The sequence below is a fragment of the Luteimonas saliphila genome (assembly GCF_016774335.1).
Taxonomy (GTDB): domain Bacteria; phylum Pseudomonadota; class Gammaproteobacteria; order Xanthomonadales; family Xanthomonadaceae; genus Luteimonas; species Luteimonas saliphila.
This window is the reverse complement of the sequence record NZ_JAETWA010000024.1, coordinates 25,112-37,875: the sequence shown is the minus strand read 5'-3', so window position 1 is coordinate 37,875 and position 12,764 is coordinate 25,112. Positions and strand designations below refer to the sequence as shown.

The window sequence follows — 12,764 nt, the reverse complement described above, 5'->3', positions numbered from 1 at the left end:
GGCTTCGGCACGACAACGGGGTGTCGGCGCCCGGCACGCGCCAAGGCGCACGTGCCGCGCTGCATCTGCCAGGCAACGGGCCCTAGCTTCTCGGGAAATCCGCGACCTGGCCGGTCGGGATGCCTTCCTCCACCAGCAGCACCGGGATGCCGTCGTCGATGCGATAGACGAGTCGGTGGTCGTGTGTGACCAGTGCCTCGCGCAGGGGTCCGGGCTCCGGCGTGTCGTCGACGCGGCGCAGGGTTCCCGCGGCCGCGGCGGCATTGAGCGCGGCGAGGCCGGCCTTGCCGAGCAGAGCCAGCGGTTGCCGGCTCGCGGGGCACACGAGGAGGTCGAGTAGCTTGCGGTCCATGGCGGGAACACCGGGGGGCGAACCGCTAGAATACGTCTTTAGGCACGGGAACAGCCATGTCCGCCACTCCTGAAAGCCCGCTGGTCGGCGTCGTGATGGGCTCGCGATCCGACTGGGACACGATGCAGCACGCCGCGCAGAAGCTCGAAGCGTTCGGGATCGCGCACGAGGTGCGGGTGGTGTCGGCGCATCGCACGCCCGACGTGCTCTTCGACTATGCCGCAAGCGCGAAGCGGCGCGGCCTGCGCGCGATCATCGCCGGCGCCGGCGGCGCGGCGCACCTTCCCGGGATGCTCGCGGCGAAGACCACGGTGCCGGTGCTGGGCGTGCCGGTGCAGAGCCGCGCGTTGAACGGCCTGGATTCGCTGCTGTCGATCGTGCAGATGCCCGGCGGCATCCCGGTGGCGACCTTCGCGATCGGCCAGGCCGGCGCGACCAATGCGGCGCTGTTCGCCGCGGCGATGCTTGCAGCGGACCATCCGGACATTGCCGAAGCGCTGGCCGAGTTCCGCCAGCGCCAGACCGAAGACGTCGCCGGCAGCGACGATCCGCGCAGGTGATCGCGCGATGACGACGGTCGGCCTCGACAGGCACGCGCGGGACACCTGCCTGTTTCCCTCTGCGCATTGCGCTCCACGTTCCTCTCGCACGGGGAATGGGGGAGTCGGTGGCCGGCAGGCATCGCATCGTGTGAACGGCGGCTTGCAGGAACGATCATCGCCATGACCACGGTCGGAATACTGGGCGGAGGCCAGCTCGCGCGCATGCTCGCGCTGGCAGGCGCGCCGCTGGGCCTGCGCCTGCTGGTGATGGACACCGTCGCCGACGCCTGCGCCGGCCAGTGCGCGCCGCTGCTGGTGGGCGATTACCGCGACGAGACGGCGCTGGCCGAATTCGCGTCCAGGGTGGACGTGGCGACCTTCGACTTCGAGAACGTGCCCGCCGAGAGCGCCGAGTGGCTGGCGCAGCGCATTCCGGTGTTTCCCAGTCCAGGTGCGCTCGCGGTCGCCCAGGACCGTCTTGCCGAAAAGACGCTGTTCCGCGAACTCGGCATCCCCGTGCCCGACTTCGTCGACGTGCCGACGCGCGCCGCGCTCGAGGACGCGGTGGCGCGGGTGGGCACGCCCTGCATCCTCAAGACGCGTCGCCTGGGCTACGACGGCAAGGGCCAGTTCCGGATCAAGTCGCCGGCCGACATCGGCGCCGCGTGGGACGCGCTCGGCGGCCAGGTGGCGAGCGTCGGCCTGATCCTCGAGGGGTTCGTGGCGTTCGATCGCGAACTGAGCGTGGTCGCGGTGCGCGGTCGCGACGGCGAATTCCGCAGCTGGCCGCTGACCGAGAATTGGCACGTCGACGGCGTGCTGTCCGCGAGCCTCGCCCCTGCCGCCTGTCCGCCGGTGCTGGCGGAGCAGGCGACTGCCTACGCGCGCGCGCTGGCCGAACGGCTGGACTACACCGGCGTGTTCGCGCTGGAACTGTTCTGCCGCGACGGCGTGCTGCTGGCCAACGAACTCGCGCCGCGCGTGCACAACTCCGGGCACTGGACGATCGAGGGCGCGGAAACCTCGCAGTTCGAGAACCACCTGCGCGCCGTGCTCGGACTGCCGCTGGGCGAGACCCGCATGCTCGGTCATGCCTGCATGCTCAACTGGATCGGCGCGATGCCCGATGCTGGGCCGGTGCTGCGCGCGCCCGGTGGCCACTGGCACGACTACGGCAAGTCGCCGCGCGCGGGCCGCAAGGTCGGCCATGCCACGCTGCGTGCCGACGACGCGGCGGAACTGGCGACGATGCTGGGTCACGTCGGGTCGGCGCTGCAGCGGGGGGATCAGGTGGCGCCCGTCATTGCGGCGATTCGTTCGCGCTAGGGAAACTCCGTAAGAACTCCGCGGAGTGTCGTTCCGACCGCATTGGCAAGCGCCTCGCATCGGCGAGGCCGGCAGTCCGGTCCGGCTAGCATCCTGGATTTGCCGCTTCCGCGCGAAAGGGCATTCGTCCAGAGGTCCACGGCTCTGTGTCGGACGCGTCGCGTCTCCACGGACGACGGCGCCAACGCCGTGACGATGAAGGCTTCCGCGCGACGGACGCCCGCCGCGCAAGCCGCGACCCCGCTCGAGGGCTACCGCAGCCGCGAAGCGACCTTGTCCCAGTCGACGAGTTGCCAGAACGCCGCGAGGTAGCGTTCGCGCGAATCGCCGTAGTCGTGGGCGTAGGCGTGCGGCCACAGGCAGCAGGCGAGCAGGGGCGTGTCGGTTCCGGTCAGCGGCGCGACCGAATGCGGCGTCGCGAGGATCGCCATGCGCCCGTCGCCACGCTGCACCAGCCACGTCCAGCCGGGCCCCGACAGCCCCAGGGCGGCCTCGTTGAAGCGTTCGCGCAAGCGCCTGGTGTCGCCGAACGCGGCTGCGATCGCCGCAGCCAACGGCCCGCCGGGTTCGTTCGCGCCTTCGGGCTGAGGCGCGCGCAGGGCCTCCCAGTAGAACCCGTCGGACCAGGCCTGCGCCGCGTGCGCCGCCAGCGCGCCGCGCGCGCGGCGTGCCAGTGCGTCGAGGCGCAGGTCGCCGGCGTCCGCCTCGTCGCCGAGGACGGCGTTGATCGCGTCGAGCTGCGCCTGCTGCCGGCGCCGGTGCTGGTCGACCGCCTCCACCGAGAACTGCGGCGCGAAGGACTGCGGGTCGCAGGGCAGGGGGCTGATTTCGAACGGCATGGCGGGTCCGGGAAGGCGTGCGGGCGGAAGTCGGGCGGTGCGCGGCATACAATACGCAAAACCCGTTTTCGCGGTGGCGGCGCCGGCCGGTGCCGGCGTGGCCGCGGCGCAGGAGCCTGTTCATGGCGGTACTGGAACGCATCAAGGCCGAAGTCGAGAACCATCCCGTGGTGCTGTTCATGAAGGGCACGCCGCAGTTCCCGATGTGCGGCTTTTCCAGTCGCACGGTCGAGGTCCTGAAGGCGGCGGGCGCCTCGGGCATCCACACGGTGAACGTGCTGGAGGATCCCGAGATCCGCGCCAACCTGCCGCGGTTCTCGAACTGGCCGACGTTCCCACAGCTGTTCGTCCACGGCGAGCTGATCGGTGGCTGCGATATCACCCTCGAACTGCACGAGAGCGGCGAACTGGCGCGGATGATCGCGGAAGTGCAGAAGGCGTGAGTGCGGCGGCGGTGGGGAACGACGACCGGCCCCTGGCCGGACGGGTGGTGCTGGTGACCGGGGCGCATGGCGGCTACGGCCGCGCGGTTGCGCTCGCCTGTGCGCGCGCAGGCGCGACGCCGGTGCTGCTGGGGCGCAGCGCGCGCAAGCTGGAGCGGGTGGCGGACGCGATCGAGGAAGCCGGCAGCGAGGCATCGCTGTATCCACTCGACCTTGAAGGCGCCACCCCCGACGACTTCGCCGAACTCGCCGCCCGCGTCGGCGAGCGCTTCGCCCGCCTCGACGGGCTGGTGCACTGCGCCGCCGATTTCCGCGGCCTGACGCCGCTGGAGCATACCGATCCGGCCGCGTTCGCGCGCAGTCTGCATGTCGACCTCACTGCGCGCTGGTGGCTCACCCAGGCCTGCCTGCCGCTGTTGCGCGCATCCGGCGACGGCAGCCTAGTGTTCGTGATCGACGCCGCGCCACAAGCCGCGCCGGCCTACTGGGGCGGGTACGGCATCGCCCAGCAGGGACTGGAGGCGCTGGTGGCGATGCTGGCTGCGGAAACCGCGTCGACGTCGCTGCGCGTGCACGCGTTGCGGCCCGGACCGATGCGCACGCCGCTGCGCGCGCGCGCCTACGCCGTCGACGGCGACCGGCTGGCGCGCGATCCCGCCGCGTTCGCGCAGGCCTGTGTCGAGCTGCTCGTACCCGCCGCGCCGGACGGGATCGCGTCGTGACCATCCTGTCCGCGGCCCTGCTGCTGTTCCTGATCCTCGATCCGCTCGGCAACATCCCGGTCTTCCTGAGCATGCTGCGACGGCTCGAGCCCCGGCGGCAGCGGATCGTGCTGGCCCGCGAGCTGCTGATCGCGCTGGTCGTGCTGATGCTGTTCCTGTGGGCCGGCAAGTACGCGCTCGAAGTGATGCACCTGCGCCAGGAATCGGTGGCGATCGCCGGCGGGATCGTGCTGTTCCTGATCGGCATCCGCATGATCTTCCCGCCGCCGGAAGGGCTGATGGGCGAGATCCCGGACGGCGAGCCCTTCATCGTGCCGCTTGCGATCCCGCTGGTCGCGGGCCCGTCGGGCATGGCTGCGGTGATGCTGATGGGCAGCAAGGAGCCCGACCGCCTGCTCGACTGGAGCCTGGCCCTGTTCCTGGCGTGGGCGGCGACCGCCGCGATCCTGTTCTCGGCGACCTCGCTCTACCGCCTGCTGGGGGCCCGCGCACTGACCGCGATCGAACGCCTGATGGGCATGCTGCTGGTCGCGATTTCGGTCCAGATGCTGCTGGACGGCATCGCCGGTTACCTGGAGCAGATGGGCGCCTGACATGTGTTGCGTTGCAGCAACAACTACTTAGCGAAGCTATCTCGACCCACCATTAAATCCAGCCACGTCAAGCACTTCCGCGAATTTGACGGCTGTCTTTTTGCTGTCATGTGCAACCGTTAACGTGTTAATCTGAAGTTAACCAATGTGACTCGTGCCCGCCGTCGCGCCGGGCAGGGGGCCGCCCCCGGCGGCGAGTCGCATCGGTTCCGCCATCACACGACCACTGCATCGAGGCCCTCCACCATGACCCACCGCAACCGCGTCCGACTGTCGAAACTGTCGATCGGTCTGATCGCCGCGCTCGCCGCGGCGCCCGTCTTCGCCCAGAGCACGTCCGCGGGCGTCGGCGGACTCGTCACCGACAACAGCGGCCAGCCGGTCGCGGGCGCCGAAGTCGTCATCACCCACGTCGAGTCGGGCACGGTCAGCCGCGCCACCACCGATGCGAGCGGCCGCTACAACGCGCGCGGCCTGCGCGTGGGCGGCCCGTACGAGATCACCGTGACCAAGTCGGGCGCGGGGACTCGCACCGAGGACAACGTCTACCTCAACCTCAACCAGGTCAACACGGTCAATGCCGCGCTCACCGGCGACATGACCACCCTGGGTACCGTGACCGCGGTGGGCGTCGCCGGATCGGACGTGTTCAGCGCGAACAAGATGGGGACCGGCAGCAACGTCGACCGTTCGTCGATCGAGGCCCTTCCGTCCGCCGGCCGCGACATCCAGGACTACATCCGCCTCGACCCGCGCATCTCCCAGACCAGCAAGGGACGCGGCGAGATCTCCGCAGGCGGCCAGAACTCGCGCTTCAATGCGATCCGCGTGGACGGTGTCGCCTCGTCGGACACCTTCGGCCTGGAGTCGAACAACTCCCCGACCATGCGCCAGCCGGTGTCGATCGACGCGATCGAGGAGATCAACATCGCGCTCGCCGACTACGACACGTCGATCGCCGCCGCCACCGGTGCGGTGATCAACGCCGTCACCCGCTCGGGTACCAACAACTTCTCGGGCAGCGCCTATTACACCTTCCGCGACCAGGACTGGGTTCGTGACGACGATGGCGAGGCCTACGGCTCGCGCCCGGGTCCGTTCGCGGGCTTCATCGACGAGGAAACCTACGGCGCGACCTTCGGCGGCCCGATCGTCAAGGATCGTCTGTTCTTCTTCGCCAACTACGAGAAGTTCACCCGCACGGCGCCGGGCGCGACCGTGAGTTCGGCGGCCTCGGCGATCGACACGACCGAGATGGACGACGTGATCCGCATCGCGCGCGACGTCTGGGGCTTCGACGCCGGGACCTACAACGCGCCCGACAATCTGAAGTCCGAGCTGGAAGAGTACGCGGTCAAGCTCGACTGGAACATCAACGACAGCCATCGCGCGTCGTTGCGTTACAGCAACGTCGAGCAGTCGGACGTGTTCCTGTACGGCTTCAGCAACACCGCCCGCTCCCTCAGCACCAACTGGAGCGTCACCGACAAGACGATCGAGACCGTCACCGCCCAGCTGTTCAGCGACTGGACCGACAACCTGTCCACCGAATTCAAGGTGTCGCAGCGCGATTACTCCTCGGTGCGCAATCCGTTCTCCCGACTGCCGTCGATCGGGATCGGCTTCGGCGCGCCGAATCCTTCGAGCGGCGCGCCTTCCTCGCCGTTCCTGAATTTCGGAACCGACAGCTTCAGCCACTACAACACGCTCGAGACCGACACGCTCAACCTGTTCGGCGCAGCGACCTGGTACGCCGGCGACCATGAGATCAAGTTCGGCTTCGACTACGAAGACAACGAGATCTACAACCTGTTCGGCCAGTCCCAGTTCGGCAGCTACAACTTCGTTTGCGTGCTGGCGGCCGACTGCGCCAATTCCTTCGAGGCCGGGCGCTACTGGTCCTACAACCGCTTCGCTCCCCAGCCCGGTGCCCCGCTCGACAGCATCGCTGCCGCCTATGCCCAGGACAACATGGGCCTGTTCGTCCAGGACCGCTGGGCGGTGAACTACAACCTGACCCTGATGGCCGGTCTGCGCGTCGACCGCATCGGCCTGGACAGCGCTCCGCCGCACAACGCGCTGGTGCAGCGCGTCTACGGCTACGACAACGCCTACACGCCCGACGGCGAGAAGCTCTGGCAGCCGCGCTTCGGCTTCAACTACACCTTCGACACCGATCGCCCCACCCAGCTGCGTGGCGGCCTCGGCCTGTTCCAGGGCGCGGCCGCCAACGTGTGGATCGGCAATTCGTTCGCCAACGCCGGCATCAACCTGGTCGAGTACGCGGTCAACTTCAACCAGTCCAGCGACCGTGCCGCCATGGAGGCGCTGCTCGCGGCCTATCCGTTCTCCCCGGACCCCGACGACCAGCCGGTGCGCGACCGCGGCTACAACCAGACGGTCAACCTGATGGAGCCGGGATTCAAGCAGCCTTCGGTGTGGAAGGCGAACCTCGCGTTCGATCACGAGCTGCCCTGGTATGGCCTCGTGGCGTCCGCGGAATTGCTGGTGACCCGTGTCAACGACGCTCTGCACTACGAGCGCCTCGACCTGGGCGCGCCGACGGCCATCAGCGCCCAGGACGGTCGCGAACTGTACTGGAGCAACCTGGCCGCCGGCTCGGGCATCCGCGCCAACCAGAATGCCGAGATCAACGCGCTGCGTGCCGCCGGCCAGATGCCGGCAGGTTACGAGAGCGTACTGGGCTGGGGTGGCGACGGCGTGATCCTGCTGCGCAACACCGACAAGGGCGGCTCGGAGCAGCTGACCGTGAGCCTGACCAAGCCGCGGGTCGACGACTGGTCGTGGATGCTCGGTTACACCTACACCAATTCCACCGAGGTCAGCCCGCTCACCAGCTCGCGAGCCATCTCGAACTGGAACGGCCGCATGATCCGGGATCCGAACGAGGAGATCGACGCGCGCTCGAACTACGAGATCCGCGACCGGTTCACCGGTGCGCTGACCTGGCAGCGCGCGTTCTTCGGCGATTACGAAACGACCGCGTCGGTGTTCTACGAGGGCCGGAGCGGCAAGCCGTACAGCTGGGGGTTTTCCAACGACGCGAACGGCGACGGCTACACCAATGACCTGTTCTACGTGCCGTCCGGCCCGGGCGACGTGATCTTCACCGGCGGCGCGGCGATGGAGCAGGCGTTCTTCGACTGGCTGGCCGACAATCCGGACCTGCAGCGCTATGCCGGTGGCGTGGCGTCGCGCAACAGCGCCACCTCGAAATGGGTCAACACCTTCGACGTGCGCTTCAGCCAGGAGCTCCCGGGCTTCTTCAGCGGCCACAAGTCGGAGATCTGGCTCGACATCATCAACATCGGCAACCTGGTCAACAAGGACTGGGGGCAGGTGTACGAAGTGGGCTTCCCGCTGCGCCGGAATGTCGCACAGTTCCGTGGCATCGATCCGGCGACCGGTCGTTACATCTACAACTTCGTCAATGCACCGGAGACTTCCGCAAACACCGTCGGTGGCGTGGATCTGTACGACAACCAGGACCAGACCAAGGGCGTGTCCCGCTGGCAGGTGCAGGTGGGCTTCCGCTACAAGTTCTGAGCACGCATCGTGCCGGAACAGGAAACGGCCGGGGAAACCCGGCCGTTTCCGTTTCCGCAGCAGCTTGCGCTACAGTCTCGTCCCGAACGAGAGGCCGCGAATGAAGAACCACAAGAGCGAGACGGCGACGACGGCGCTGCCGGTGGTGAGTGCCCGGATCTATCCCAAGGGCGGGCTGGACATCCTCTCGCGCGACGAGGTCGCGCGGCTCAAGGACGCGTCCGCCGGCGGCATGCACGACCTGCTGCGCCGCTGCGCGCTGGCGGTGCTGACCAGCGGCAGCGCCTCGGACGACCCGCGCGCGGCGCAGGAGCTGTATCCCTCGTTCGACATCCAGGTCCTGCAGCAGGACCGCGGCGTGCGCATCGACCTGATCAACGCCCCGGCGATGGCCTTCGTCGACGGCGAGATCATCCGCGGCGTCGCCGAACTGCTGTTCGCGGTGGTGCGCGACCTGGCCTACACCGCGATCGAGCTCGAGCCGGAACCCGGGGCCGACCTGGATACCTCGCCGGCACTGACCGACCTGGTGTTCGGCCTGCTGCGCAACGCGCGCATCCTGCAGCCGGTCGAGCCGAACCTGGTGGTGTGCTGGGGTGGGCATTCGATCGGGCGCGAGGAGTACCAGTACACCAAGGACGTCGGTTACCAGCTCGGCCTGCGCGGCCTCGACATCTGCACCGGCTGCGGCCCGGGCGCGATGAAGGGACCGATGAAGGGCGCGACCATTGCGCACGCCAAGCAGCGGCGGCGGCGCACACGCTACATCGGCATCACCGAACCGGGGATCATCGCGGCCGAATCGCCGAACCCGATCGTCAACCACCTGGTGATCATGCCGGACATCGAGAAGCGCCTGGAGGCCTTCGTCCGGCTCGGCCACGGCATCATCGTGTTCCCCGGCGGCGTCGGCACCGCCGAGGAGATCCTCTACCTGCTCGGCATCCTGTTGCGCGAGGAAAACGCCAGCCTCCCGTTCCCCTTCATCCTCACCGGGCCGACGCCGTCGGCGCCGTACTTCGAACGCATCGACCAGTTCATCCGCCTCACCCTGGGCGAGGCTGCCGCCGCGCGCTACGAGATCATCGTCGCCGACCCGGAAAAGGTCGCGAAGCGGATGACCGCGGGCGTGCGCAAGGTGCGCGAGCACCGCATCGCGCAGAAGGACTCGTTCTACTTCAACTGGGGTGTGGACATCCCGCTGCCCTACCAGCAGCCGTTCGTGCCGACGCACGAGGCGATGGCTGCGCTCGACCTGCGCCACGGCCGCCGCCCGCAGGACCTGGCCGCGGACCTGCGGCGCGCGTTCTCGGGGATCGTCGCCGGCAACGTCAAGGAAGACGGCATGCGCCGGGTGGAGCAGTTCGGTCCGTTCCAGATCCGCGGCGACCAGGACATCATGCAGGCCCTCGACGCCCTCCTGCGCGCCTTCGTCGAGCAGCGGCGGATGAAGATCTCGGGCGAGTATCGGCCCTGCTACCAGGTGACCGCCTGAGGTCCGGCCGGCCCCGTGCGGGGCCGGGTACGCTCGTCCGGACCCTCCTACCGTTCATCCACCGCGCGGTTGCCCCGTGGCGCGGCCCCCGTACCCTGTCGGCCATCAGCCGTGAAAGCGGGTAGGGGACATGCAGCGCAACAAGGGCGCGGGCTTCAGCCTGATCGAACTGCTCGTCGCGATCGCGATCGTCGCGATCCTGCTGGCGGTCGCGTTTCCGAGCTTCGAGGACTCGATGCGCCGGAATCGCCTGGCCACGACCACCAACGAACTGCTGGGCAGCGTCTCGCTGGCCAGGTCGGAGGCGATCCGCAACACGCGCGGCGGTGGCATCTGTGCCAGTGAGGATGGACTGACCTGCGGCGACGACTGGAACAAGGGCTGGCTGGTCTGGTCCGACGGTGAGGCTGGCACGCGTGGAAGTTTCGACGCCGCGCAGGACGCGATCGTACGCGTCGTGGATGCCCATCCGCGGATGGTGCTGGCTGCCGTGGACGGGGCGGGGGGCGCGGTGAACGAGATCGGCTTCGACTATCGGGGACGCCCGATGAACGGCGCTGCGGCCGACTTCAACCTGCAGCCGGACACCTGTCCGGAGGGCCAGGAGATGGCGCGGTCGCTGAAGATCAACGCCTCCGGCCAGATGGTCAACCACCGGGAGGTCTGCCCATGAGGAGTCGCGTGCGCACGCTGCGCCGGCCCGGTCGCCAGTCCGGCTTCTCGATGATCGAGGTGCTGATCGCGCTGGTGGTGCTCGCCTTCGGCCTGCTCGGCCTGGCGCTGATGCAGACCCTGAACCTGCGCTACACCCAGAGCGCGCAGCAGCGCACGCTGGCGGTCAACCTGGCCAGCGAACTGCTCGACACCATGCGCACCAACCGGAGCCAACTCGCGGTCTATGCGATGGGCGTGTCCGACTTCGACACGGTCAGCGCCGTCGGCGGCTGTCCGACCTACAACCCGGCGACTGCCGCCGCGAACATCGAGCGCTGGCAGTGCGAGGTGAAGGAGACGCTGGGCCCCGACGCGTATGCGGATGTCGACGTGACCAACGCCCCAACGGTTTCCGTCACCGTGCACTGGACCGACCCCGCCGACACGGCCGACCTGGACGGCGCGGGCAAGATCGAACTGAAGACGACGCTATGAACGCACACCCGCAACCGCGCCGCGAGGCCGGCCTCTCCATCATCGAGCTGATGGTCGCGCTGGCGATCGGCTCCCTGCTGATCCTGGCCCTGGTGGAAGTGTTCGCCGCGTCGCGCTCGGCGTATATGCTGTCCTCGGGACTGGCGCGCACGCAGGAGAACGGCCGCTTCGCGATCGACATCCTGCAGCGCGACCTGCGCATGGCCGGGCACGCGGGTTGCGTGAACGACCAAGCGCGATTCCTGCCGGCCAACGTGACCGCTTCGCGCCCGGCGCTGATTTCCACCTTCCTCACCGACGCACAGTTGTTCGCCAGTCCAGTGGCCTACGACGCGGTGGAGGACGCGCTCCGGTTCGATGTCTCGATCACCGGTTACGAGGCGGTGGGAACCGCAAGCGGTGGCTCGTTCACAGTTTCGGCCACGCCGCAGGCGACCGATCAGACCGGCTGGACAGACATGCCCCCGGAACTGTTCGATCAATTTCCCGAGCCGAACGATCCTGGCGAGCCTGTTGCCGGCAGCGACGTGCTGGTGCTTCGGTTCTTCTCCCCGACCGGCGTCCAGGTCACGAACTTCATTCCCGGCGATCCGGCCAGGATCGAGTTCGACGCGGACCAGGCGGAGCGGCTGACTGAAGGCCTGGCCAACCCCGGCCTGTTCGCGATCGCCGACTGCATGCAGGCCGCCGTGTTCCAGGCCACCACCGCGCCCCTGACCACGGGGACGATCACCGTGGGGACCAGTGGACTGAACGCATCGAGCTTCGTCACCACCCCGCCGTTCACCACCGGCCAGGCGATGCTGTACCGCGCCGAGAGCGTGGTTTACTACATCGGCCGCAACGCCAACGACAATCCCGCGCTGTACCGCATGCGCTACACCGCGGCCCCGGGCGCCGGGGCGGTGACCGCGATGCTCCCGGAGGAACTGGTCGAGGGCATCGAATCGCTCCAGCTCGAGTTCGGGCAGGACAGCAATACGGGCGCGACCCAGATCCCCACCGGCAACATCGGCAGCAGCGTGGTGGCCAGCGGCGTGGAGCCCGCGGGGGATCCCGAGACCGCGTGGCGCCGCGTCGGCCTGGTCAGGGTCGGCCTGCTGGCGCGCAGCACCGAACCCGCGGCGGCGGAGCAGCGTAACGCGAACGCCGCGCCCCTCTCGGCACTGGGCGTGGCCTTCGTGCCGCCCAACGACACCCGCTACCGCGCCGTCTACGAAGACACGATCGCGCTTCGCAATCGTCTGTTCGGCAACTGAGCCCGACCATGAAGAACTACTCCAGCCTTTCCAGAGCCAGGCAATCGGGCGCCGTCCTGTATGTCGCGCTGATCATGCTCATCCTGCTCGCGCTGATCGGCGTGATCGCGATGCAGGTCGCCGGCCTTCAGGAACGGATGTCGGCGAACTACCAGGCCGGCAACGCGGCGTTCCAGAACGCCGAGTCGGTCGCGCGGCTGAAGGAGCACGAGCTCGAAGAGCAAGTCAACGCCGGCGGCAATCCGACGACGAACCTCCCCCCGACCGACTGCAGCGCGTTCGACGTGCATGGCTGGGACAGCGCGGCGCCCTTCGTCCGGCGCCTGGACCTGTGCTTCTCCTGGGGCGCGCTGGACATGCCGGCGGACGAGGCCGAGCGCACCGACCAGATCTACCAGGTCACCGCCTACAGCAGGGATCGTCCGGCGTTCCCTTCGTCGGAATCGGTGATCGACACCGTGTTCATTCCCTGAGCAC

13 protein-coding genes are annotated in these 12,764 nt (G+C 68.5%); 11 read left to right on the top strand and 2 right to left on the bottom strand.

Annotated elements, in window-relative coordinates; translation table 11 throughout:
• Nucleotides 1-82: 82 nt before the first annotated feature.
• Nucleotides 83-352: a Trm112 family protein gene (locus JMO03_RS05345; protein ID WP_202841103.1), complete on the bottom strand. Its 270-nt coding sequence runs from the start codon at nucleotides 350-352 to the stop codon at nucleotides 83-85.
• 56 nt (nucleotides 353-408) lie between these two features.
• On the opposite strand from JMO03_RS05345, the gene purE reads away from it, so the two are divergent.
• Nucleotides 409-912: a 5-(carboxyamino)imidazole ribonucleotide mutase gene (purE, locus tag JMO03_RS05340; RefSeq protein ID WP_202841101.1), complete on the top strand. Its 504-nt coding sequence runs from the start codon at nucleotides 409-411 to the stop codon at nucleotides 910-912.
• A gap of 162 nt (nucleotides 913-1,074) precedes the next feature.
• Entirely contained in the window at nucleotides 1,075-2,220 is a 1,146-nt protein-coding gene (locus tag JMO03_RS05335; RefSeq protein ID WP_202841099.1) for a 5-(carboxyamino)imidazole ribonucleotide synthase, read from the top strand.
• Between the two features lie 251 nt (nucleotides 2,221-2,471).
• Here the strand turns inward: JMO03_RS05335 and JMO03_RS05330 are convergent, their stop codons facing one another.
• Nucleotides 2,472-3,059 carry a Fe-Mn family superoxide dismutase gene (locus tag JMO03_RS05330; RefSeq protein ID WP_202841097.1) on the bottom strand — a complete coding sequence of 196 codons (588 nt, stop codon included), beginning with the start codon at nucleotides 3,057-3,059 and terminating at the stop codon, nucleotides 2,472-2,474.
• A 122-nt stretch (nucleotides 3,060-3,181) separates the two neighbouring features.
• Between JMO03_RS05330 and grxD the strand changes: the two genes are divergently transcribed.
• The 9 genes from grxD (at nucleotide 3,182) to JMO03_RS05285 (ending at nucleotide 12,760) form a co-directional block, all read left to right on the top strand.
• Complete coding sequence (grxD, locus tag JMO03_RS05325) at nucleotides 3,182-3,502, top strand: Grx4 family monothiol glutaredoxin (protein ID WP_202841095.1); 321 nt, start codon at nucleotides 3,182-3,184, stop codon at nucleotides 3,500-3,502.
• A complete protein-coding gene (locus JMO03_RS05320) occupies nucleotides 3,499-4,224 on the top strand; it encodes an SDR family NAD(P)-dependent oxidoreductase (RefSeq protein ID WP_337926364.1) in 726 nt (241 codons plus the stop codon). Before grxD ends, JMO03_RS05320 begins: the two co-directional genes overlap by 4 nt.
• A complete protein-coding gene (locus tag JMO03_RS05315) occupies nucleotides 4,221-4,817 on the top strand; it encodes a YhgN family NAAT transporter (RefSeq protein WP_202841093.1) in 597 nt (198 codons plus the stop codon). Before JMO03_RS05320 ends, JMO03_RS05315 begins: the two co-directional genes overlap by 4 nt.
• A gap of 246 nt (nucleotides 4,818-5,063) precedes the next feature.
• Entirely contained in the window at nucleotides 5,064-8,384 is a 3,321-nt protein-coding gene (locus tag JMO03_RS05310) for a TonB-dependent receptor (RefSeq protein ID WP_202841091.1), read from the top strand.
• Between the two features lie 100 nt (nucleotides 8,385-8,484).
• Nucleotides 8,485-9,879, top strand: coding sequence for a nucleotide 5'-monophosphate nucleosidase PpnN (ppnN, locus tag JMO03_RS05305; RefSeq protein WP_202841089.1), 1,395 nt, complete (start codon nucleotides 8,485-8,487; stop codon nucleotides 9,877-9,879).
• Nucleotides 9,880-10,009: 130 nt separating this feature from the next.
• Nucleotides 10,010-10,552: a GspH/FimT family pseudopilin gene (locus tag JMO03_RS05300; protein ID WP_202841289.1), complete on the top strand. Its 543-nt coding sequence runs from the start codon at nucleotides 10,010-10,012 to the stop codon at nucleotides 10,550-10,552.
• On the top strand, nucleotides 10,549-11,028 hold the full coding sequence (pilV, locus tag JMO03_RS05295; RefSeq protein WP_202841087.1) for a type IV pilus modification protein PilV: 480 nt from the start codon (nucleotides 10,549-10,551) through the stop codon (nucleotides 11,026-11,028). The genes JMO03_RS05300 and pilV overlap by 4 nt, the downstream gene beginning before the upstream one ends.
• Nucleotides 11,025-12,287, top strand: coding sequence for a PilW family protein (locus JMO03_RS05290; RefSeq protein WP_202841085.1), 1,263 nt, complete (start codon nucleotides 11,025-11,027; stop codon nucleotides 12,285-12,287). The genes pilV and JMO03_RS05290 overlap by 4 nt, the downstream gene beginning before the upstream one ends.
• Nucleotides 12,288-12,295: 8 nt before the next feature.
• A complete protein-coding gene (locus tag JMO03_RS05285) occupies nucleotides 12,296-12,760 on the top strand; it encodes a pilus assembly PilX family protein (protein ID WP_238345918.1) in 465 nt (154 codons plus the stop codon).
• Nucleotides 12,761-12,764 lie beyond the last annotated feature (4 nt).

Coding starts and splice junctions, on each gene's coding strand:
- pilV (WP_202841087.1), top strand. CDS start 10,549: ATGAGGAGTCGCGTGCGCACGCTGCGCCGGCCCGGTCGCCAGTCCGGC.
- JMO03_RS05345 (WP_202841103.1), bottom strand. CDS start 352: ATGGACCGCAAGCTACTCGACCTCCTCGTGTGCCCCGCGAGCCGGCAA.
- JMO03_RS05330 (WP_202841097.1), bottom strand. CDS start 3,059: ATGCCGTTCGAAATCAGCCCCCTGCCCTGCGACCCGCAGTCCTTCGCG.
- purE (WP_202841101.1), top strand. CDS start 409: ATGTCCGCCACTCCTGAAAGCCCGCTGGTCGGCGTCGTGATGGGCTCG.
- ppnN (WP_202841089.1), top strand. CDS start 8,485: ATGAAGAACCACAAGAGCGAGACGGCGACGACGGCGCTGCCGGTGGTG.
- JMO03_RS05310 (WP_202841091.1), top strand. CDS start 5,064: ATGACCCACCGCAACCGCGTCCGACTGTCGAAACTGTCGATCGGTCTG.
- JMO03_RS05300 (WP_202841289.1), top strand. CDS start 10,010: ATGCAGCGCAACAAGGGCGCGGGCTTCAGCCTGATCGAACTGCTCGTC.
- JMO03_RS05285 (WP_238345918.1), top strand. CDS start 12,296: ATGAAGAACTACTCCAGCCTTTCCAGAGCCAGGCAATCGGGCGCCGTC.
- JMO03_RS05335 (WP_202841099.1), top strand. CDS start 1,075: ATGACCACGGTCGGAATACTGGGCGGAGGCCAGCTCGCGCGCATGCTC.
- JMO03_RS05290 (WP_202841085.1), top strand. CDS start 11,025: ATGAACGCACACCCGCAACCGCGCCGCGAGGCCGGCCTCTCCATCATC.
- grxD (WP_202841095.1), top strand. CDS start 3,182: ATGGCGGTACTGGAACGCATCAAGGCCGAAGTCGAGAACCATCCCGTG.